This window comes from Rickettsia fournieri, from assembly GCF_900243065.1.
Lineage (GTDB): Bacteria > Pseudomonadota > Alphaproteobacteria > Rickettsiales > Rickettsiaceae > Rickettsia > Rickettsia rickettsii.
Genome location: NZ_LT978484.1, coordinates 675,868 through 698,220, shown reverse-complemented (window position 1 = coordinate 698,220; position 22,353 = coordinate 675,868). Strand labels below are relative to the sequence as shown.

Sequence of the window (22,353 nt, the reverse complement as noted above, 5' to 3'; positions counted from 1 at the left end):
AATATAAATATTGCATATTTATATTATACAGAAGATTTTTAAATAATGAGTATACAAGGTGAAAACGGTTTCCACCTTGTATACAAATTTACTTCATATTATTTTATTATTAATTTTATTTATGAGTATATATCTATAATTATACATACTTAATCGGGTCTTGTACATTATTCTTTTTAAAAGCATCAAGTCGTGCAATGCATGATAGACATTGACCACAAGATACACCGTCTTCTGTTGGATCATAACATGATATTGTTTTACTATAATCTACTCCAAGCTCAAGCCCTTTTTGAATTATTTGCTCTTTGGTCATATTTATTAAAGGAGCATGGATAGTAATTTTTTCTCCATTTACTCCTACCCTAGTTGCTAAATTTGCCATTGCTTCAAAAGATTTTATATATTCAGGACGACAATCAGGATAGTTAGTATAATCATTAGTGTGTACCCCAATAAAAATATCTCTAGCTCCTATAACCTCAGCAACGCCTAGTGCGTAGCTTAAAAATATTGTATTACGTGCCGGTACATAAGTAACCGGTATGTCACTTGGTAATTGATCTGTGTTTTTAAATTTTGGTACATCTATATTATCATCAGTCAATGCAGAACCGATAAATGACTGCAAATCAATATTAATAACCCTATGTTGTTTTACATTATAATCTTTAATTAATCCTTGGATTTTTTGGACTTCCGGACTATTGCGTCTATGATAATTAAAACTTAGAGCATAAATTTCATAATCCATTTTGCTAACTATCTCAAGAACCGTAGTAGAATCAGGTCCACCGCTTAATAAAATAACTGATTTTTTTTTCATTGTTTTACCGATAAAGTTAATTTTTGAGATACTAAAGCATTTAAACTAATTTTTGCTCTAAGTGCTTCAAGTACTAAAGCTCGATGCACACGTTTATCTACTCTAACATTAAACTGTCCGCTATACTCTTTCCTAGACGGAGCTAAGGGGATAGATTGATTATGACTTATATAACTTTCTTTCATTAAAGTCCAAGCTTGTTGTAATTCTTGCAGTGCTTTTTCAGGCGAATGGCCAAAAGCTGATACATTCGGTAGCTCTTCAAACCTTGCTAGCCAATCTCCATCCGTATCTTTAAAAAGTTCTATAGTAAACCCATCAAATGTATCATTTGTTTTCATCTTCATTTCCTTTTGCAAAGTTTAAAAATGGTCGAACTTGATATTCTTTTGCCATATTTCCAAAAGTGTGAATAGATAACCTATTTCCTTTGGGCAAGTACCAAATCTGATGGCTACCTTTTTGCCTATCTTTAACCCAACCGCACTTAGTCATTAAAGTATGAATCAGAGAAACTTAATCCTTTAGGATTTTGTTTAGCTTTATTTATAAGTTTTATATACTGATTCATGTTGTAACTATATATAGTTATAATATATAAGTCTAATAATATATGTTAATACAATAAATATTCTTGACTAACTCCTTCTGATAATCTAAATTTACGTTGTTAATTTATGGCGGGTGTAGCTCAGTTGGTTAGAGCATCAGGTTGTGGTTCTGAGGGTCGCGGGTTCGAATCCCGTCACTCGCCCCATATTTTGGAATTGTTGTGTGGTTACCAAATCATCATTGCGAAGAAAATTACAAAGTAATTGACGAAGCAATCCAGTAAAAAAATGCTAAAATTAGTACTTTTTTATTATTTTTCTGGATTGCCACGTCGCTTCGCTCCTTGCAATGACGATTTGACATCCATGAAACAACGCCTACAGTCGCTCGCAATGACATTTTTTTCTTATGGATATCAAACTTTTATATAGACTAGCTAAATATCTAAGGTTCTATAAAAAAGATTTGATCATCGTTATGATCTCTTTACTTAGCGTATCAGCTTCATTATTACTAATCGGTAGTGTTTTTAGAAATTTAGTTGATAAAGGCTTGAGCAAAGACCATATTTTATCGGTTGATAAATCTATATTATATATTTGTTTATTAATTATCATCTTAAGTATTGCCAGTTTTTTTCGTTCATATTTTATCAATAATGTTGCTGAAAAGGCAGTTACTCAAATAAGAAAAGAAGCTTATAGTAATTTAATTAATTATGAAATTGAAGAGTTTGAAGAACTAAAAATCGGCGATATAATTTCACGCCTAACAAATGATATAGATCAAATATCTACTCTCATTGTTAATTTCTTATCTTTTCTTATTCGCAATTCGGTGATGCTAATTGGCGGCATTACATTAATGTTTTTTGAAAGCTTTAAACTCGCTTCTATAGTAATTATTACCATTCCTATCTTATTAATTCCTTTAATTAAATTCGGCAAGCATGTTAAGGTTTTATCTAAAAAAGCTCTAGAATCTAAGTCACTTTTAGCATCGGATATTGATGAAACTTTTAATAATATTAGAGCTATTTATGCTTTTAACCATCAAATAAACAAAATTGCCGATTTTGACACTAAATTACAAAACTATTTAATATATTGCAAAACCCGTTTAAAAATTCGTGCTTTATTCTTTGCGATTTCAATAGCCGTTATATTTCTTGCGATTACTTTAGTCGTTTGGATCGGAGCTTCAGATATAGTGAAAGGTCATTTATCTGCGGGACAAATTATCTCGTTTATTTATTATGCGATTATCGCCGGAGTTAGCTGTGGCGGTATTTTTGAGCTACTAAGCGAAATGCATTTACCTGTTACAGCCCTTGAGAGAATAATTACAATTATAGATAAGACACCTATAGCACATAATAATTATTTAGAATTAAATAATTCCGATCCAATATCGATAGAATTCAAAAATGTTGATTTTACCTATCATTCAAGACCTAATTTAAGGATTATTAATAATATGTCTTTGAAGATAAATGCCAATACATTTCTTGGTATTGTAGGTAGATCAGGTGCAGGAAAAAGTACTGTGATACAGTTACTGCTGCGTTTTTACCGGCAAGAAAACGGCACTATCCTTATTAACAATCAAGATATAACTCTTTTAAATCCTGCTGAAATTCGTAAATTAATTGCCTATGTTCCTCAAGAGGCTAGCATTTTTTCCGGCACTATAAAATCAAATATTATATTCGGTAATAATGAAGCAAGCGACGACGAAATAAATGAGATAATAAAAATTACAGGAATAGAAGAATTTGCTGCTAAACTTCATAACGGTATAAATGCTAAAATCGGTGAAAGAGGGGTTAGATTATCAGGAGGACAGAAACAAAGAATAGCTATTGCTAGAGCATTACTACGCATGCCGCAAATTTTGCTTCTTGATGAGGCAATGAGTGCTTTAGATACGATGAGCGAACAGAAATTACTAGAGTCTATAAAAAAAATAATGAAAGGGAACATTATTATATCAATTGCCCATCGAATTAGTAGTATAGAATCAGCTGATTATATTTTAGTAATAGATAAAGGAGGAGTAGTCGCTGAAGGATCACATAATGATTTATCTAAAAACTCAGAAATTTATCGAAATATTTGCAGAGAGCAGTTAACAATATAAAGGGGTATGTCATTCCTGCGAAAGCAGGAATCCAGTCAACCTTAATGTCATACCACGACTTGAGCGTGGTATCTTAGGGCATACTGTGACACAAGATCCCGTGGTCAAGCCACGGTATGATACTGAACGCTTTTTACTGGATTCCCGCTTTCGCGGGAATGACAATAAAGTATATAATTGATATATTTGTTACAATAAAAGTTCCTTAGTATAAAAAATTTAAATGTTTAATATAATTTAGCTTGAAAGCTGCCCTGACTTTGTTATAATCGTAATTACAAAACAAAAAAGGTTTACAAAATGAAAAATTCATTAAAGATTTTATTAATTCTAGCTTTCGCGAACTCAGTATTTGCTTCATCAATGCAAATGCCTGCCCCAGCTTCAGTGACAACAACCCAAATACAAGCTATGAGTACTGACGATCAACAAGCTTGGGTTGCTAGTTTAACAGCAGATCAGTATAATATGTTAAGTCCTGATGTCCAAAAGTGGGTAATGGAGAATACTACCGATACTCAAAAACAAGCTTTAGGAATTAATCAGTAATATTTTAATTAATTTTTAAAATTGATAGGGGACTGTTAACAAAATAATTTTAATTGATAATTAAAAAGAATTTTTAGCAAAAATTAATAAGAGTTTTGAAGGAATAGTTAATCATATTTCAAAAAAGCCTTATAATTTGTAGTAAAAATAAATTTAATTAGCTTTAAAATTTATTTTGTTAATAGTCATACATGTTAGGAATTATTATTCTTAACATATATTACTAAAAGTTTCTGCTTGCACTTCCTTTCAGTCTTTCTGTTATCGTGTCATGTATATACTCCTGATAAATAAAAATTTCTAGACGAGCATAAATATTCATTTATTCTTTCTTTAGTAAAACAATACACTCATTATTGTAAGCTATAAGAATATAGAAAGCTAATTTGTTGTGTGGCTTTGCTGCCATTCCTGCGTCCTTATTTATGTCATTCCCGCAAAAATGTTGTTGCGTGGAATAAAGCAATCTTGGGAAGAATTCCTGAGATTACCATGCTCACTAACGTTCGCTCGCATCGGTTTTTCCATCATTGCGAGAAAATTTACAATAGTAAATTAATGACGACTTGGTATCTATGCAACAATGCCTCGCAGGGATGACATCGCGTAGGCTTTCGGCTTCAATAATACTTTGCTAAAATAACCTCAAACTAACAATTACTTATGAAATTAATTATTACCGTAATCATCATGGAAATACTCGCTGGAGCGGAAATAGATTTATTTGTTCCAAGTTTTCCTGAAATACAAAATACATTCAACCTTTCAACTTTTATGACAGAGTTACTACTTGGTGTTAATCTAACTGCTTATTGTATTACTTCGCTTATAGTCGGTAATTTAGGAGATAGGTACGGACGCAAACCAATTATTATACTCGGTTTACTAATTTTTAATCTTGGTAGTTTATTTTGTGTATTTGCAAATAATTATGCAGCTATATTATTTGGAAGATTTTTGCAAGGATGCGGGATATCATCGGTTGCAGTGCTAGTATATGTTGTTCTTGCCGATATTTATTCGGTACAAGAACAGCAAAGATTCATGGGCATTTTAAACGGCACTATTGCCCTTGCTATGGCAATAGCACCGGTTATAGGTAGCTACGTCAATTTATTTTGGGGCTGGCGTGGCAATTTTGTTTTGTTGCTTATAGTAGGTTTGATCAGCCTAATTCTTGGTATATTATTTATTCCAAAAAGAGAAGTTAATAAAAAAATACGTATTTCTTTAAAAGAATATATACCTATCTTCAAATCGCCAAAAGCTATATATTATATACTTACAATGATATTTCTTGCACAAGGATATTGGATATTTATTGGGATTGCTCCTATTTTATATATGCAAGATTTAGGTGTAACTTTAGAATATTTCGGACTTTATCAAGGAGCAATGGCAGCTCTATTCTCAATTATGAGCTTTTCAAGCGGTTATTGCTTTAAAAAATTCGGTATTAAAAATTGCTTCTATTTTGGAGTTATATTTATAATACTATTTCTACTAGGAAATAGCATATTAGTTGTATATAATATTAATAATCCTTTAACCATAACAATAGTTACTTTATTATTATCTCTTGGCGTGATATATCCGATTAACATATTATGGCCATTGCTTTTAGAAGCTATTCCGGACGGTAAAGCTCGTATGACGGCTATTTTCACTGTGGCTAGATTGATTTTAACGGCATTTGGGCTGCAATTAGTAGGATTTTTATATAACGGTACTTTTACTCCTCTTGGCATTACTATATCCAGTGTTACGCTATTTGGGTTAGTAACATTACCTAAATTATTTAAGTACGATAAAGTCTTTGAGATTTCTAGTAACGTGTAGATGTCTTTATGTCATCAATTGTGTCGTCATTGCGAGGAAAAACTGTAAGTTTTGACGAAGCAATCTCAGGAATTTGTTATTATTTCATAAGATTGCCACGCAGCCTACGGCTGCTCACAATGACAAAAAGCTGATTCACACAGGAATAACCTAGAAACGGATGTAAGAAAAAATAAACAAATGATCAATAACAATTTTATCTTCAAGATAGCTTTCAGATATTTTAGAGCTAAGAAAAATGAAAAGTTTGTTTCTATTATTTCTGCCTTTTCTTTAGTGGGCGTAATGATCGGCGTTGCAGCATTGATAGTAGTCATGTCCGTTATGAACGGTTTTCATATAGAGCTTACTAAAAATATTATCGGCTTAAATGGGGATATAGTGATAAATCGGCAAGGTGGTAGTATTGATAACTATGAAGAGATTAAAGCCAAACTCCTAAAACAAGATTATGTAAAGCATGTAACATTCATTGCTCACGGTCAAGCTTTGGCTCTTGGTAAAAGTAATAATAGTGGTGTGCTTGTTAAAGGTATGAAATTAAAGGATCTAAGTGTAAGAAATGAAATTTTTAAAAATGTAAATTTTGGTAGTTTTGATAATTTTCATGGCAAAAACGTAATAGCACTCGGAGAACAATTAGCAAGCAATTTAGGCGTAACCGTTGGGGATAAGATTAGATTAATTTCACCGAATTCAGTTTCTACAACCTTTGGCAGTATGCCAAGATCAAAAGAATTTAAAGTTATAGCAATTTTCAATAGCGGTATGTATGATTATGATTTGACAACGATATTAATGCCGCTTACCGCAGCACAAAATTTCTTATCTCTCGGCAACGATATTAATTTAATCGAAATTAATAGTCTAGATCCCGATAAAGCTCTCACATATTCATATAAAATACAATCACTATTAGGTCCAACCCTATATGTATTTAATTGGCAAACCTTAAATTCACAATTTTTAAGTGCTCTTGCTGTTGAACGTACGGCTATGTTTACTATTCTATCTTTAATTATTACGGTTGCCGCATTTAATATTATTTCAAGCTTATTTATGCTTGTTAAAGATAAAACTTCAGATATTGCAATTCTTAGAACTATGGGAGCAAGCACTAAGCAAATAATGCTTATTTTTATCTATAACGGAATGTTTATAGGATTACTTGGCACAACACTAGGTGTAATCCTTGGTGTTACCTTTTCTTACAATATTCAAACTATCAAGAATTATTTGGAGCGTATAACCGGTACTAAAATTTTCGAGGCAGCTATTTATTTTCTTTATAGTTTACCTTCAAAAGTAAGAGCTGAGGATATTATTTTGATTACCTCTTTATCTATAATATTGTGTTTTCTTGCGACAATTTATCCTTCTTATAGAGCCTCAAAATTAAATCCCGTGGATGCCCTAAGATATGAATAATACAGTCCTCATTTTAAAAAATATCTCAAAACATTACAGCCAAGGCAAAACTATTGTTAGAGTACTAGATGATCTTAATCTAACGGTTAATGAAGGTGAATTAATCGCTATAATAGGTTCTTCAGGTAGCGGCAAATCAACTTTATTACATATTGCCGGCTTGCTTGATAAACCTACAAACGGTCAAGTCATCATACCAAATAGCAAGTATCAAAAATATCATCTCATTCGTCTGCATTATTTAGGTTTTATCTATCAACAACATCACTTACTTAAAGATTTTACCGCTCTTGAAAATGTTATTATGCCAAGGCTTATTAGTGGTCTTGATCAAAAAGAAGCAATAGAAGATGCAACAAAGATATTAGATGATTTAGGGCTTGGGAAAAAACTCTATAATATGCCCGGAGAATTATCGGGAGGAGAACAACAACGGGTCGCTATAGCTCGGAGCTTAATTAATAAGCCGAAAATTATTTTAGCAGATGAACCGACAGGTAATTTAGATCCCAAAACTACAAATGAAGTATTTAATTTATTTTTAAAAGTAGCAAGAGAACAAAATACCGCAATTATTATGGTAACACATAACCATGAATTAGCACATAAAATGGATAAATTATATAAGCTAAAGCACGGATTATTAAATATAGCTTGATTTAAAGCTCAAAAATTCTAATAATTATATGTAGGTTCTGTGAAGATTTCTAAAAAGATTTAATTTTGGCTCTTTTTTGCTGCAAATTACAAGATTTTTTTGAAATATGAATAACTATTCCTTCAAAAACCTTATTAATTTTTGCTAAAAAATATCTTAAAATAGCAAATCAATTAGAAATTTTCACAGAACCTAATATTCTTTTAATAAAGGTTAGTAATGGCTGAGCCTATTATATTTACTCTTTTACTTGGAGATGAAGATCGGATATCAGAGAAAATAAACAAGCAGGAAACTCAAAATACACTGCCTATTATCCGGCTAGAAGTTAATAAAGCATCACATATACCCGATAAAGAACGTATTTTTTCGGAGATCTTACAAGAATCCCACAAAAAGGGCAAAACACCGATTTTTAATATTCAACTTAATAACAATAATATACAACCTATTTTTAAGGTACAAGATTTAATTAATTTACAAAATTTAAATATAAAAACTACTATTACTTTTGATCAATATAATTCATTACCCCAAAATTCTGAACTAGCAGCTTATTGGAAGCAAATTATGAAAAAAGTTGATCATGTTTTTTTTACAAATGAAGCAGATCAAAATTTATCTATAGCCGATGGTATAGTACCAAAAGATAAAGCCACTACAATTACGGATATAAGTTTAGTAACATCTGTTTTTAACAATCTTGTATATGATCGTAAAATTGATCAATTACTTTCCGGTACAATACCTGATAAAGAAAAGCTAGATAAAATAATAAAAAACGCTAAAAATCAAGGCGGTAGAGTGATTATAGGAACTTGGCCTCTTTCTGCAGACGAAGCAACAAATCTTATCACTGCTAAATTCGGTATTACCTCTGAAGATCAAATTTACGGATTGAAACTCGAAATTAATGAAATCTTAAAAGATTCAAATAATGCTGCTGGAAACTTAAAAAAATATGTATCACAAATATCTAGGCAATTTCAAAAAGATTTAGGTAAAACTGAGGTAAATCCTATTGACTTTAATTTTAATACAAAGAAAGTTATGAATGATAGACCTAAGGATATACAAGTAGAACAAACAACATCATATGAACCTCCAAAAGCAAACCAACCACAACCGCAAGGTTTTTTTAAAAGAATTTTTAACTATTTTAAAGATATAATAACTAGTTTTAAAGAAGCAATATTCGGCAAAAAAGAAGAACCTAAAACTCACGAATCAACAACTCCAACTACGGAAGCAAAGCCGACAATAACAGAAGAACCACTAACCACTGTTGCATCTTCTATAAATCCACCACAACAGCAAGCTCCCGCTAATAATCAAAAACCATGGGAAAAATTAGGAATTCCACAGGAAATGTATAAGGAATCTCTAAAAGCAGAACAACAATTAGCCAAACCAGTAATAGAGCCAAAACAGCAGATACCTGAAAAAAAATCATCACTGGTTATAAATACTGAAGATCAAGTTGGTGTTTATAATACAGGAAATATAAAACAACCTACTTATTTATACACTGAAGATGATATAAAAAATATATTGGAAGCAAATATAGATAAGAATATGTGCTCTATATTTCATCATGCCTCTTTAGAAGAGCCGGAAATACTAAAAGATACTCTTCGTGTTACAGTAGAGGGTTTAATACTAGATAATAAGCCTGCAATTATACCACTAAATACAGGACATGAACATTGGTTACTCTTAATGGCTAGTAAAGATGATAAAGGTAATATAAAATTTATGTATAATGATCCCTATGGTGAGCCATTGGAATCTCGACCAAAAGTAACAGAATATATTACCGAAATTTATCCCGATGCAAAAATAACAGACCTAAATACCAAGCAACAAGAAAATGTATATGATTGCGGAGTTTTCGTATGCGATAGTGCGATAAAACTCTCTAAAGGGCAAAAAATTCTAACTACTGAAGAATCTAAAGACCAAGGTATAAATTTAAGGAAAACTCAAGCTAATACATTATTAATACAGCAACAAGCAATAGCGATTGGACACAAATCACGCAAGACATCATCTACAAATAACAAATTTCACAATCTTATTAACAGCCGAAAAACAAAAGATACTGAAAGGAGTCGTTGATAACAAAAAAACATTAGGCAAAATCTATAATTACTAATATAATTATTTATGAGTCTATAATAAAATTTGTGTAAGTTGCAAAAAAAGCAGTAAGAGATTACTGTAAAAAGAAGTAACTAAAACAAAGGGAAATTATGGCTAAAGAAATAGGTAAAGATAAAGAAAAATTAAACATAAGTAATCAGCTAGTAGAAGAATTATTATCAAAAGCAGACCCATCAGAGTTATTTGGTCGAGATGGTTTATTTCAACAGCTAAAGAAACAAATAGTTGAGAAAATATTAGCAAGTGAGTTAGATCATGAATTGGGCTACTCAAAGCATAGTAAAGTAGAAAAAGTAGACAATAATCGTCGTAATGGTAGCTATGAAAAGACAGTAATTGATGATGATGGTCGTAAGTTGACATTAGAAGTACCAAGAGACCGGGAAGGTGAGTATAATCCACAATTAATACCAAAAGGGCTGAGGAGATTTAATGGATTTGATGAGAAGGTAATTTCACTTTATGGTAGAGGTATGACAGTCAGTGAGATTCGTGGTCACTTAGAAGAAATATATCAAACTGAAGTATCTAGTGATTTAATATCAACCATAACAGATGGAGTACTAGAGGAGGTAACTAGGTGGCAAAATCGCTATTTAGATAGGATATACCCAATATTGTATTTGGATTGCATATATGTTAAATCTAGAGATAATCATATAGTAATAAATAAAGCTGTATATTTGGCAATTGCGGTTAATATAGAAGGCAAGAAGGAGTTATTGGGCATTTGGATAGGAAAAAATGAAGGCTCTAAATTTTGGATGCAAGTATAACTGAATTAAAGAATCGAGGTGTAGAACAAATTTATGTTGCTTGCGTTGATGGTTTAAAAGGTTTTTCTGAGGCTATCAGTAGCATATTTCCTGCTACTATAGTACAACTATGTATAGTGCATATGGTACGCAATTCAGTAAAGTACGTGTCACATAAGGATTTAAAAGAGGTAACATCAGATTTAAAACAAATTTACACGGCAAATAACGAAGAAATGGCTCGTTTAAAACTGCAACAATTTAGTGTAAAATGGGATAAAAAATATCCAGTAATTTCTGATATTTGGCAGCGTAGTTGGTCAGGAATAATACCATTTTTTGCCTTTCCTGAGGAGATTAGAAAGGTGATTTATACCACGAATACCATAGAGTCTATAAATCGTCAAATTAGGAAAATTATTAAAAATAAAGGTGTATTTCCAGATGATAAATCAATTCAAAAGATAATATTTTTAGCCTTGCAAAATGCGGCTAAAAAATGGACTATGCCTATAAAAGATTGGTCATTAGCTTTAAATCAATTTGAAATACTTTGTGGGAATTTTAAATATGATTTATTGGAAAATAAAAAATGAACTTACACAAAAAAAATGATTGACTCTTATTTATAGTTAATTTATATTTTAACAAGGAATGACTACCATACTTGTGATCGTTATTATAATAATGATCGCCTTATCTGCTTTATTTGCCGCTACCGAAACTGCTATTACCGCTTCTTCCCCAGGGAAGATTCATAAGCTTAAAATCGCCGGTAATAAGCGTGCTAAAACAGTTTTAGAGGTTCTTAAGAAAAAAGAAAAGGTCATAGGAACTTTATTAATAGGTAATAGTTTAATCAATACTGTTTGTACCACTATTGCTACTACTCTCTTTATTAGCTTTCTTGGAGATAATGGACCCATTGTTGCTTCCGGCGTTATGGCTTTTATAATTATTGTTTTTGCCGAAGTAGTACCGAAAGCAATAGCCGTTGCTAAACCTGAACAATTAGCATTAAAAATGGCTTCAACTATCGTAATATTTTTAAAGCTTTTCAAACCTATTAATATTGCTCTTGATTACATTACAAAAATATTTTGCTTCATATTTCGTATTAATTTAAATCCTCAAATATCAGGAACGGAAGAAGTAAGAGGCGTGATTGAGCATTACCATCAAGAAGGCGGAGTTTATAAATCTGATCGTAATATGCTCGGCGGGATATTAGATATACGTAATATGACGGTATCGGAAATTATGACTCACAGAAGTAGTATTATAGCCCTTAATATCGACCTACCTCATGAAGTGATAATTAAAACTTTATTATCGGGTGCTCATACACGTATACCTTTATGGCAAGATAATAGAGATAATATAATAGGAATTCTCAATCTAAAAGATTTGCTTAAAGCATTATACGAAAATAATAATGATGCAAAAAAAGTGGATATTAATAAACTTCTAACCCCACCTTGGTTTATCCCTGAGAATGCACTTGTAGTAGACCAGCTACATGCATTTAGAGAACGTAATAATCATTTTGCTTGTGTTGTAGATGAATATGGTACTCTACTAGGTATTATTACTCTTGAAGATGTTATAGAAGAAATAGTAGGACCCATTACTGATGAACATGATAGACTTAATAATGAAATTATCAAGAAGTCTAATACCGAGTTCATTATAAAAGGAACTACGACTATTAGAGATATTAACCGAGAACTTGATTGGAATTTATCGGATGAAGATGCAAACACTATAGCAGGATTAATAATCCATAAAATTGCTAGAATTCCAAATCAAGGGGAAATAATTGAAATATTTAATTTAAAGGTAATTATTTTAAAGAAAATTGCCAATAAGATTGATAGCGTAAAAATTACCGTATTACCTACTACCGAGGAAACAATAAGCAGTGAGTGAAATCGGTAATTTTTTACTGCTAACAACGATGTGCTTGTCGGTTATCGGTTTGTCTTTTGTCTTTTATGTCATTCCTGCGAAAGCGGGAATCCATAAAAAATCTCTATTTTATAGACTGGATTCCCGCTTTCGCGGGAATGACAACTACCTCATTACTTGCCCCTTCTACATAGCTGCCTCATGTACTATACTTGCCTTTTTTACCCTAGTCTATGCTTTTATTATCTCTGACTTTTCACTACAAAATGTTTTCTTAAATTCCAGTACTTTAAAACCTTTAATATATAAAATAGCCGGTAGTTGGTCGAGCCACGAAGGCTCAATGTTATTATGGTTTTGTTTATTACAAATCGTTAGTTGCTGTTATATATTTTTACTTGAAGATAACCGTCTTAAATTTTTATCTATTATTATTCTATCAGCCATACAATTATTTTTTAGCAGCTTTATTTACTTTACCTCCAATCCTTTTAACGTGTTTTCTTTCGTTCCTAAAGAAGGGTTAGGCTTAAACCCGATGCTACAAGATATTGCTTTGAGCATCCATCCTCCTCTACTTTATTTAGGCTATGTTAGCTATGTAGTACCGTTTACTATTGTTTGTGCCTCTATGTCATTCTCATACCCACTTATGTCATTCCCGCGGAAGCGGGAATCCATTAATGACAGAAGACTTCTCAAAACATTTTCCAATATCGGTATCTTATTTACTACCATAGGAATTAGCCTTGGTTCTTGGTGGGCATATAGAGAACTCGGCTGGGGCGGATTTTGGTTTTTTGATCCGGTAGAAAATATTTCACTATTTCCTTGGTTATCCGGAATTATGCTCCATCATTCTATAATTGTAACAACAAAAACCGGACGTATGCAAAACTGGACAGTAATTTTATCCATCATTACTTTTTTATTAGTAATATTTAGTGCTTTTTTAGTACGTTCAGGTTTTATTACCTCAATTCACTCTTTTGCATTCTCACCTGAGAGAGGAATATACTTGCTTGGAATATTTTTGATTATGGGGATTGGTAGTATTGGGTTGTATACTATCACATCATTGCGAGGAAATGCATTAGAATTGACGAAGCAATCTCAGGAAACTAACCGAGATTGCCACAGCCACTTTCGTGGCTTCGCAATGACGAATTGTGGAAACTCCATACTCCTCGGTAATATATTCCTCCTTCTTAGCCTTATTGTGCTAATAGCTGCCACACTTTATCCGACAATTTACTCTTTATTCGACGATAAATCTATTATTATTAGTGAAACATTTTTTGTTAATAATTTTATTATATTCGTTATCCCTATTCTTGGTACCATAGGATTATTTACTACCAGAAGCTCTATTAAAAAACATATTATAATTCTAATATTATCTCTAGTAATTACTTATTTAATATCATTAAAAGTAACATTTAGTGTTATATCGATTTTAACTATAATCGCATCTATATTTCTTATGCTTCATAATATTCATTATCTTTTGGTTAAAACTAATTATTGTAGAAATAGACTTAAAGCAAGTAACGCTAGTATGATCCTTGGGCATTTTGGTTTTGCACTAATTAGTTTTAGTATTACTATGAATACATTATTACAAAGTGAAATGGATTTTACCGGCAGAGTAGGAATAAGTAAAACATTTAACGAATTTAAAGTAACATTGCAAAATATTAAGTTTGCTCAAGGTAAAAATTATTATAGACAAATTGCTGAATTTTGGCTTGAGGATAATAGCCGTAATATAACTATATTAAAGCCGGAAAATAGGCTTTATATAGTTGAAAAGAGTTTATCGCAAGAAAGTGATATATACTCTTGCTTATCATATGATCTTTACGCAGTTTTAAGTAATATAGACGGCGATATAATCCATGCTAAAATATATTACAAGCCAACGATGAGCTTTATTTGGCTTGGAATTATTCTTACCGTTTCCGGTTTTTTTATTGCACTAATCAGAAAAAATTCTAGCTAATTTGAACCATCACATTTAAGGTTTAAAATTTTTATACTATTCGGATGATCAGCTCCGAATTGTTCTATCTGATTATTACGGAATTTTTCATACCAAAATTTCTTAGGTAAAGTACAACTAGCTTTAGCGGCTGCAAAATACATATTACTTATTTCATACACATTTTTCATATTTTCTTTATAGTTATTCCAATATATATTTTCAGCAGTAGCATAAGTATCTACCGCCTCCTCATTTTGATTAAGTAACACTAGTGCATCCCCTTCAGCAACAAACGTTTTTGCCAACTCTATATCCGGTGATATAATAATCTCTTTGTTAGGTCTAGTTGGATCATTAAGAAAAATTGCTTTAGCTTTTTTATTCTAGAGCTTCGGTAACATCACCTAAACCTAGTTTTGCTCGTGATTTTTGGGTAAAAATTCGTCCAAATACTTGATTTTCCTCTTTTTTACTTGACTTATTCATATCATATACTTCTTCTAATAAAGAAAGAGCTTCCTGATGTTTCTTAAGATTATTTAATACATCTAATTTAATGAGATATGAACCGGTAAGAAATAAATCTTGAGGTTTCATCCCGTTTTCGGTACAAGCATTTATAGTATCGTCAATTCTTCTTAATGCTTCATAATTTTTACCTTGGATATTAAATAATTTAGCTTTTGCATAATATATAGTTGCTATGTCAGTTTGATCTACTAGATTTTGATTGAACATATCTTCCATCATTTGGATATTTTTTTCTGCTTCTTCTAGATTTCCTAGCTAAATATTGGATATAGCCGAACCGAAAACTACATTACATTTTATGGAATCATATCCTTTCACTTCATCAAATACCTGCTTAGCTTTCGTATCATATTCAATTGCTTTTTTAGGATCTGACCAAGTTCTATAATACCACCCTATGCGTCCTAAATATGCAGCATAAGCAAATTTTTCTTCATTATTCATTGTCCATAATTTAAATTTACCTTTTTGATCGTTTTTATCAAACCAATTTACTAATTTTTTTGAGTTATATAAATCGGAAGAATTAGCATATTGTATTAATAAATTTATAACTCTAAAATTTTATATATCGATATATCGTATTTTTCTGCATTTTTTGTAATTAATCCGGTATAGTTTTAGCATTTCTAAAAATACGCCCCTTTACTAAACTTTTAGGTATAGAATTTAAAAGATTAGTAACACTCGTTTAAGATATTCTTTATTTCCTTTATCTCCATTTATTTGTAATATTTTTTTAGCTATAACATCATGCATTTTAAATATCGGATTAACTTCATTAGGTTCAATATTAGAGATCAAAGCAAATTTAGAAAACTGATAAATATCATCATCTAGACTATGCTTATCTTCAGTAATAGAATTTAATAATTCTTTTGAAAAACTTTGATTATTAAACAATGCTATCCCATCTAGTAATCTCTTGGCACTAGGCTTTAATTCATTGCTAACAAGTTTTATATTTAGCTCAATTTTATCCTTAGAGGCTTTTATCTTTTTCTTGTATTGCTCTAAGTTTAAACCTTGTATTTGATTTAATATTTGTGCTCCTTGAACTATGAGAATCGGATAACCTCCAAATGCTTGAGTCAAAAAATTTATTAATTCCGGATTTTTATTTTCCAATATATTTTTTTGCAAGTAATACAGCTTCCGGCTTAGTGAAAGCGTTTGCTTTGATTATGTTAGATAATAATTCATCGTCTTGGGAACAAAATATAATATTACCGTTATACTCCCAATTAATAAAATCCTCTATTTTCTTATTCTCGCCTATTTTTAAATTATCAAGCACCAATAACCATTTATCTTTACTTGCTAGATAAACCATTAAATCTTTCTTCATCACTGCCATATCTTCTGAAATCACCGGTGATCTTACCTCGGTATTAATAGTTTTAGATAATTTGAGTAATTGCTGCTCTATATTTAGATTACAATCAATCAACCAAATTATGTTATAGTTATCTTTATTTTCATAAGCGTACATTCTAGCAAGCTGCGTTTTACCCATATCGCTTACCCCTACTACACTAGATTGCTTATATTTATTAAGATTTTCTTTTAGTTTTTCCAATTGGGATACATGATTTATAAAATAGCTAACCGGTACAATTAAATTGGATATTTGACTTTGAGCAAATATACTTCCGCTTATTAGAAGCATAATAATCACTTAAGTTTGTAAAATTAAAAGCTCGATTTATCTCGCTTTTTTCTGGATCCCTGCCTACGCGGGGATGACATATAGTAGGTTTTGAGCCATGCAACAAGGCATGTAGGCAGGAAGCAAGAACAAACAAAGCCCCCTTTTTTCAAAGAGGGCTTTTTTCTTGAGGAACTTATAAACTTGCTAATCGGGAGCGATTAGAAGTTTACACGGACTTTTAGAGTACCTTGATGTGCAGTATATTTACTTGCAATCTGAGCATCGTAACCGATTCCGTACTCCATCTTAGCACCAGATCTTATACTTGCACTTAAACCTAAATTATAAGATGTTTTAGCGGCTCTGTCAGGCTGGCTGATACACGGAGTAACTTGTCCGTCTAATACAGACTGAGTTTTAGATAATCTACCGGTTACTTTGTGAACCACAAAAGCATGAACTTCCGGATATACCGCAAGATCAGTTATGTTCATAGTACCGCCGGCTACTTTAGCACCTACTATTAAATCGGTTCTATCGCTAAACTTGCTGTTAACTTGCTTGTTTGCAACTGTTGTACCGGTTTCTTTGTAGTTTTCGTCAGAAGACTTTAAGTAGCTAAGCCCTGCCATTGGAGTTACTAACACACCTTGCATTGCATTGTAATCATAACCGACTGTTAAGTTACCACCGAATGTCATGTTATCGTAATTACCGGCAGCAATTTGCTTGCTCATATTACCGTTAGCATCGAAGAAGTAACGCTGACTTTTGTTCTTCACTTGGTTTAAGCTAAATATTGCACTACCTTGAGCAAAGAAGTTCTTAACAAGCTGCTGGGCACCATATAGAGAGAATGAGAAACCGTTAACGTCGGTTTTATCACCTTTCTTATAATCTTGGTGTTTTATATCAGTTTTAGTGATACCAATAGCAGCACCGATCATTAAGTTATCGTTAGCTAGCGTATCTAAACCGATTACAATACCGGTGGTTTTAGCTTTATAACCAGCTAAACCACCTTTCTTACTTTGATGTGCATCAGTATAGAAAGGTTTTGCCCATATACCGTAAGCTATATTATCAACAGCCTCGTCACCTGCAGCAACCGCAGCCGGTATTGCTTCCGCTTCAGATCCAACCATTTCAGGAGTACCTAAATATCTAAGAGCACCTAATCTGTTACCAAGTTGAGCTTGGATATCTTTAGCTACATCTAATTGTGCATTAGTTATGGCCGCATTTGTATCGGTAACGATAGTTCCGACAAAATTAGCAGAATCAGCACTATTTTTAGCTAAAAGAAGATTATTATATGCTGCAGTATTAGTTGCATTTACAAATGTTGTAACGTTCTGACCTACACCCGGTGCACCTCCAAACGGACTATTTGCGATATCATTAGTAACTACGTTTTCTGCATTGTTAGTACGCGTTATTACATAATCTTGGTTAGCAGCACGTATTAAACCGTAATTTACGAAACGATTACTGCCGGTTACAGCAAAGTTAGGACCTCCTAAAGTACCGTTAAATCTAGCACCACCTTGGATTAAAGTATAAGTTTGTGTACCACTGAAATTTGCATTGGCATTATCTTGTACGTTAATGGTTGTAGTTCCTGTAGTTGTTGCATTAACTTGCGCACCTTCCGCGATAACGATGTGACCTATATTACCGTTTGCTAATGTTAAAGTAGTTTCAATAGAAGTATTATTTCCCCATGTTGAAGTACCACCTGCAAATGTTAAAGTATTTGTAAGAAGATCGATTTTACCGTTAATAGCAGTAGTACCGCCGCCTAAAATTACATTAGAATTTACAATACCTAAATTATAAGTACCAAAGTCTATGACTTGTGAATAAATATTTCCTTGTAATCCTGCACCATTATTACTACCTGTAAATCTAACAGAAGCTACAGGAGTATCTGAATCACCTATATTACCGACGAATGCATTACCTAAATAAGTTACAGTACCGTTATTAGCTTTAGTAGTAACAATCATACTTGTAGAATTAGAAAATATACCGTCAGTAAATCTTACATTAGCGTTACCGTTAACACTTCCAAGAGTAATTTTACCGCCAAAATCTGTTCCGGCTATACCGCCTGTAGTAACAGTTACACCATCATTAATTGTTGTGTTAGTTGCAATAATATTACCTAAGTTGTTATAGTCTGTAGTAAACGTTACTTGCTTGAACTGTGAAGCGCCAATACCTGTGCCTAAGCCATAAACTGTACCAGGGGTATTAGGAACACCACCGCTAAGTGTGACAGTACCTTGATTATTGTTTATAGTACCGATACCTGCATATAATGTAGTAGCATTAACGATTATGCCGTTATCGCTTCCAAGACCTAGACCTACGATATTATTTGGATCACCGATTACTTGACCGTCAGCGATGACACTATCAACACCTAAAACAATCACGCTAGGAACATTAAAACCTTTAGCTGTTTCATTACCTACGGTACTTTTAATTGTTAAAGGAATTGTGTTGCCTGCATCATTGAATGGAATGCCGCTAGGTAAGAATAAAACTGCACCTAAACTTGAATTTTCAAAAGCAATCGTATCAGTCACGGCACCATGATAATTACCTGCATTACCTATCTCATTAACCACTACGTTACCGGGACCAGAAACCGTTATTTGTTTTAAAGCATCAACAGGTACAGCTTGTTTGTTTAATGTTACGTTAATAGGACCGGTATTAACGAATTCTACTATACCGGTACCATCGGCAGATGCAACAAAGTCTGCAGTATAGTTACCACTAATTTGTAAGGTAGAATTAGCTGCAATTGTAGTGTTACCGTTAAATGTTGCATTACCTAAGAACTTAACAGTAGTACCGTTATCTAATGCTACAGTATTAAACTTATTACCTTGCTGTCCACCGACTGTACCGCTTACTATATTTTTTCCACCGGCATTAAAGACAAAAGAACCTACGTTAGCATCGGTAGTAGTAATATTAGTAGCATATAAATTTACACCTTCACCAACATTTAATACAGTATCAGCATGAGCCCCTTTAGATCCAAAATTAATTTCTGCAAGTGGATTTGCAGCACTACCTAAATTTGTACCGGCTGCAAGAGTTGTATTATTATTTACAACAGGATTAAATATTATTTTACCTTGACCGGCAGCATTTGTAGTTCTTGTTATTAAATAATTATTATGAGCGAATTGTACTGAACCGTTATTTCCAATAACTAACTCGTTAATAGCAACATTACCGCCATTTAAAGCTGTTTTACTTGAGCCAATATTAAATTGTCCAAGAGTTTTATTATTACCAATAGTACCGATTGTACCGCTAATAGTTAAAGTTTGAGCATTTGTTAGGCTACTCGCATCAACAACGCCTGTTTGATCAGTAGCTATAGCTAAATCACAATCAACTACAATATTATTTTGCGTGCTTGTTAATTTAATAGTACCACCGTTAGCTTGGAAATCAATCGTTCCACCGTTAGCACCGATAATATTTGCTCCACCAAGTGTTAATGTTTTTGTAGCATCGTTAGCTAAAGTAATGCCTTGTAACGCAGCACCGCCGCCACCGTTCCCTATATCGCCGGTAATTGTAGCACTACCGTCTAAGGTAATAGCACCGGCTGCAAGAACACCGCCGACAAGAGCAGTTTGGTTAACTTTACCGTTTATAACTGTACCATCAGCAAGTTTAAAGACAGAACCGGCATTTCCTAAACGTAACTCGGCAGTATGTGTTCCTGATAATTGGACAACTCCGACACCTGATGCTTCAATTGCTGTAATATTATTTGTCACCGCAACATTTGCATCTGCACTAGCACTTGCTAAAGTACCGTTAGCATCAAAAGTTATCACACCTGCAGTGTTACCGGGATTGCTAGCATCACCTGTAAAATTACCGGTAAGGGTCATAGTATTAGGAACTGTAATCTGTGCTGCAAGATTACCGAAATCAGTAGTACCAAAGTTTGAGTTTTGGGTTATTGCAACTTTAGAAGCTGCTGTTTTAAAGGCAGTAGTACCGTCTATACCAACGTCAACTATGTGTCTAAAATTTACTTGTCCATTTGCATTAGCACTTTGTATAACCATGTCTTTAGCATAAACTTGTCCATCGATTGTTGCTACCTTACCATTATCTACGCTAACAACAAATCCTGCAGCTCTACCTGCGCCATTATTAGTACCTATTACTGCATTAGCAGGGCCGGCATTAGCTATAAGTTGACCGTCTACTGCAACAGTGTTCAATTCGATAATACCTTTTAGATTACCGCCTAAACTTCCTGTAACGTTAAAGTCGGTAGCAGCACCATTCTTACTTAATAATACTAATCTACCCGTACCGTCTGTTCCATTAAAATTAATAGTAGTACCACCTGCTTGTAAATTTAAAGCATTAGCATTAGTAGCATCAGTATTGAACATGAAACCTTGACCGTCACCGATATTAATTGCCTTAACAGTAGCAAAACTTTTATCTGAAACTTGAATAAATCCATTAGTAACATTTAATGTACCGTTAGCACCATTAGCTATTAAAGCATTACCTGCAAGTATAAGAGGAGCTTTTTGAGTTGTAGGATTTGCTAAATTAAATACTAATGTAGAAGCCGCAGCACCGAAGTCTATTGTTCCTACACCGCTAAGATCATTATTGGCAATAGCAGCACCACCATTAAATTGTGCAACAATATTTTGAGCATTGTGTGTAGCAGCAGCTTGTACATTAGTAATACCTTGACCTGTTATAGTAAGAGTTTTACCGGCATCAAGCGTAAGGTTAAAGAAGTTAGCGTTATGAGCAACATTATTGATGAACCCTAAGGTAGTATCTTCACTCACTGTCACTGCTAAATGGTTTGCATTATTTAAAAACAAACCGTTAAAACTACCAGCTGGAGTATTTAAATTAATACCATTATTAACATTAGCAGTAATAACTGCATTTAGAGCAACTGCAACATTTGCAAGATTGACAGTTTGGTCAAATCCCGCACCATCAACAGTTGTAGCAACTCCGTTTGTTGTTCTATTCTGCTGTATAGCAGCACCCATAGCTGAACCTGCAAAACTGGCTACTATGGTAGCTGTAGAAGCAGTTACCAACCCTGCGGAAATTAATTTTTTTAGAAAATTTGGTTTTTGAGCCATAATTTTTGTCCTATATTTAAGTTAAAATTTAGTACCTAGTATTAAAACAAACTTATCAAACGTGAGTCAAGATATCCCACATTTGATAAGGAAATAACCTAATATTTTGTTTCAATAGTCTCTAAACTACGAGCTGAGCATACTATATATTGTATATAATTACAAGCATCGCTATAGTTTTTTTATAAAGTTTTAATAA

The 22,353-nt window shown here is 32.7% G+C and carries 17 protein-coding genes, 1 tRNA gene and 1 pseudogene; 10 read left to right on the top strand and 9 right to left on the bottom strand.

Annotation, left to right across the window (positions count from 1 at the left end; translation table 11 throughout):
* Positions 1-139: 139 nt before the first annotated feature.
* Genes queC through C4Q30_RS06840 form a run of 3 tightly spaced genes read right to left on the bottom strand, consistent with a single transcriptional unit; the run spans position 140 to position 1,321 of the window.
* A complete protein-coding gene (queC, locus tag C4Q30_RS06850; RefSeq protein ID WP_103897575.1) occupies positions 140-826 on the bottom strand; it encodes a 7-cyano-7-deazaguanine synthase QueC in 687 nt (228 codons plus the stop codon).
* The gene (locus C4Q30_RS06845) at positions 823-1,167 is read right to left on the bottom strand and encodes a type II toxin-antitoxin system HicB family antitoxin (RefSeq protein ID WP_024704340.1); all 345 of its coding nucleotides are present in this window, start codon (positions 1,165-1,167) and stop codon (positions 823-825) included. The genes queC and C4Q30_RS06845 overlap by 4 nt, the downstream gene beginning before the upstream one ends.
* Positions 1,154-1,321 (bottom strand): type II toxin-antitoxin system HicA family toxin, encoded by a 168-nt coding sequence (locus C4Q30_RS06840; RefSeq protein ID WP_016917381.1) that lies wholly within the window; start codon positions 1,319-1,321, stop codon positions 1,154-1,156. The genes C4Q30_RS06845 and C4Q30_RS06840 overlap by 14 nt, the downstream gene beginning before the upstream one ends.
* 185 nt (positions 1,322-1,506) lie before the next feature.
* Between C4Q30_RS06840 and C4Q30_RS06835 the strand changes: the two genes are divergently transcribed.
* The 10 genes and pseudogenes from C4Q30_RS06835 to C4Q30_RS06780 all read left to right on the top strand — a co-directional run bounded on the left by C4Q30_RS06835 (position 1,507) and on the right by C4Q30_RS06780 (position 14,819).
* Positions 1,507-1,583, top strand: a tRNA-His gene (locus tag C4Q30_RS06835).
* Between the two features lie 203 nt (positions 1,584-1,786).
* Entirely contained in the window at positions 1,787-3,517 is a 1,731-nt protein-coding gene (locus C4Q30_RS06825) for an ABC transporter ATP-binding protein (RefSeq protein ID WP_103897574.1), read from the top strand.
* A gap of 300 nt (positions 3,518-3,817) precedes the next feature.
* Entirely contained in the window at positions 3,818-4,066 is a 249-nt protein-coding gene (locus tag C4Q30_RS06820; protein WP_103897573.1) for a DUF2673 domain-containing protein, read from the top strand.
* A 663-nt stretch (positions 4,067-4,729) separates the two neighbouring features.
* Complete coding sequence (locus C4Q30_RS06815; protein ID WP_103897572.1) at positions 4,730-5,905, top strand: multidrug effflux MFS transporter; 1,176 nt, start codon at positions 4,730-4,732, stop codon at positions 5,903-5,905.
* 180 nt (positions 5,906-6,085) lie between these two features.
* Positions 6,086-7,333, top strand: coding sequence for a lipoprotein-releasing ABC transporter permease subunit (locus C4Q30_RS06805; RefSeq protein WP_103897570.1), 1,248 nt, complete (start codon positions 6,086-6,088; stop codon positions 7,331-7,333).
* Positions 7,326-7,991: an ABC transporter ATP-binding protein gene (locus tag C4Q30_RS06800; protein WP_103897569.1), complete on the top strand. Its 666-nt coding sequence runs from the start codon at positions 7,326-7,328 to the stop codon at positions 7,989-7,991. The genes C4Q30_RS06805 and C4Q30_RS06800 overlap by 8 nt, the downstream gene beginning before the upstream one ends.
* 219 nt (positions 7,992-8,210) lie before the next feature.
* The gene (locus C4Q30_RS06795; protein WP_103897568.1) at positions 8,211-10,109 is read left to right on the top strand and encodes a Ulp1 family isopeptidase; all 1,899 of its coding nucleotides are present in this window, start codon (positions 8,211-8,213) and stop codon (positions 10,107-10,109) included.
* Positions 10,110-10,243: 134 nt separating this feature from the next.
* Positions 10,244-11,505, top strand: a pseudogene (locus C4Q30_RS06790) (IS256 family transposase).
* 58 nt (positions 11,506-11,563) lie between these two features.
* Positions 11,564-12,838: an HlyC/CorC family transporter gene (locus C4Q30_RS06785; protein WP_103897567.1), complete on the top strand. Its 1,275-nt coding sequence runs from the start codon at positions 11,564-11,566 to the stop codon at positions 12,836-12,838.
* A complete protein-coding gene (locus tag C4Q30_RS06780) occupies positions 12,831-14,819 on the top strand; it encodes a heme lyase CcmF/NrfE family subunit (RefSeq protein WP_103897566.1) in 1,989 nt (662 codons plus the stop codon). The genes C4Q30_RS06785 and C4Q30_RS06780 overlap by 8 nt, the downstream gene beginning before the upstream one ends.
* On the opposite strand, the gene C4Q30_RS06775 is transcribed toward C4Q30_RS06780, so the two are convergent.
* The 6 genes from C4Q30_RS06775 to ompB all read right to left on the bottom strand — a co-directional run bounded on the left by C4Q30_RS06775 (position 14,816) and on the right by ompB (position 22,154).
* Complete coding sequence (locus tag C4Q30_RS06775; protein WP_014410997.1) at positions 14,816-15,106, bottom strand: hypothetical protein; 291 nt, start codon at positions 15,104-15,106, stop codon at positions 14,816-14,818. The genes C4Q30_RS06780 and C4Q30_RS06775 overlap by 4 nt on opposite strands.
* A 73-nt stretch (positions 15,107-15,179) precedes the next feature.
* Positions 15,180-15,551: a tetratricopeptide repeat protein gene (locus C4Q30_RS09140; protein ID WP_245207528.1), complete on the bottom strand. Its 372-nt coding sequence runs from the start codon at positions 15,549-15,551 to the stop codon at positions 15,180-15,182.
* A 36-nt stretch (positions 15,552-15,587) separates the two neighbouring features.
* Positions 15,588-15,776, bottom strand: a complete 189-nt coding sequence (locus tag C4Q30_RS09955; protein WP_245207527.1) for a hypothetical protein — start codon at positions 15,774-15,776, stop codon at positions 15,588-15,590.
* Between the two features lie 225 nt (positions 15,777-16,001).
* A complete protein-coding gene (locus C4Q30_RS09950; protein WP_245207526.1) occupies positions 16,002-16,460 on the bottom strand; it encodes a hypothetical protein in 459 nt (152 codons plus the stop codon).
* Positions 16,450-17,001 (bottom strand): hypothetical protein, encoded by a 552-nt coding sequence (locus C4Q30_RS06765; RefSeq protein ID WP_245207525.1) that lies wholly within the window; start codon positions 16,999-17,001, stop codon positions 16,450-16,452. The genes C4Q30_RS09950 and C4Q30_RS06765 overlap by 11 nt, the downstream gene beginning before the upstream one ends.
* Positions 17,002-17,201: 200 nt before the next feature.
* Entirely contained in the window at positions 17,202-22,154 is a 4,953-nt protein-coding gene (ompB, locus tag C4Q30_RS06760) for an outer membrane protein OmpB (protein ID WP_103897565.1), read from the bottom strand.
* Positions 22,155-22,353: the final 199 nt, after the last annotated feature.

Excerpts from the sequence above, each read along its gene's own strand:
- ompB (WP_103897565.1), bottom strand. The coding sequence starts at position 22,154 with ATGGCTCAAAAACCAAATTTTCTAAAAAAATTAATTTCCGCAGGGTTG.
- C4Q30_RS06840 (WP_016917381.1), bottom strand. The coding sequence starts at position 1,321 with ATGACTAAGTGCGGTTGGGTTAAAGATAGGCAAAAAGGTAGCCATCAG.
- C4Q30_RS06805 (WP_103897570.1), top strand. The coding sequence starts at position 6,086 with ATGATCAATAACAATTTTATCTTCAAGATAGCTTTCAGATATTTTAGA.
- queC (WP_103897575.1), bottom strand. The coding sequence starts at position 826 with ATGAAAAAAAAATCAGTTATTTTATTAAGCGGTGGACCTGATTCTACT.
- C4Q30_RS06795 (WP_103897568.1), top strand. The coding sequence starts at position 8,211 with ATGGCTGAGCCTATTATATTTACTCTTTTACTTGGAGATGAAGATCGG.
- C4Q30_RS06820 (WP_103897573.1), top strand. The coding sequence starts at position 3,818 with ATGAAAAATTCATTAAAGATTTTATTAATTCTAGCTTTCGCGAACTCA.
- C4Q30_RS06785 (WP_103897567.1), top strand. The coding sequence starts at position 11,564 with ATGACTACCATACTTGTGATCGTTATTATAATAATGATCGCCTTATCT.
- C4Q30_RS06765 (WP_245207525.1), bottom strand. The coding sequence starts at position 17,001 with ATGCTTCTAATAAGCGGAAGTATATTTGCTCAAAGTCAAATATCCAAT.
- C4Q30_RS09955 (WP_245207527.1), bottom strand. The coding sequence starts at position 15,776 with ATGAATAATGAAGAAAAATTTGCTTATGCTGCATATTTAGGACGCATA.
- C4Q30_RS09140 (WP_245207528.1), bottom strand. The coding sequence starts at position 15,551 with ATGATGGAAGATATGTTCAATCAAAATCTAGTAGATCAAACTGACATA.
- C4Q30_RS06800 (WP_103897569.1), top strand. The coding sequence starts at position 7,326 with ATGAATAATACAGTCCTCATTTTAAAAAATATCTCAAAACATTACAGC.
- C4Q30_RS06825 (WP_103897574.1), top strand. The coding sequence starts at position 1,787 with ATGGATATCAAACTTTTATATAGACTAGCTAAATATCTAAGGTTCTAT.
- C4Q30_RS06845 (WP_024704340.1), bottom strand. The coding sequence starts at position 1,167 with ATGAAAACAAATGATACATTTGATGGGTTTACTATAGAACTTTTTAAA.
- C4Q30_RS06815 (WP_103897572.1), top strand. The coding sequence starts at position 4,730 with ATGAAATTAATTATTACCGTAATCATCATGGAAATACTCGCTGGAGCG.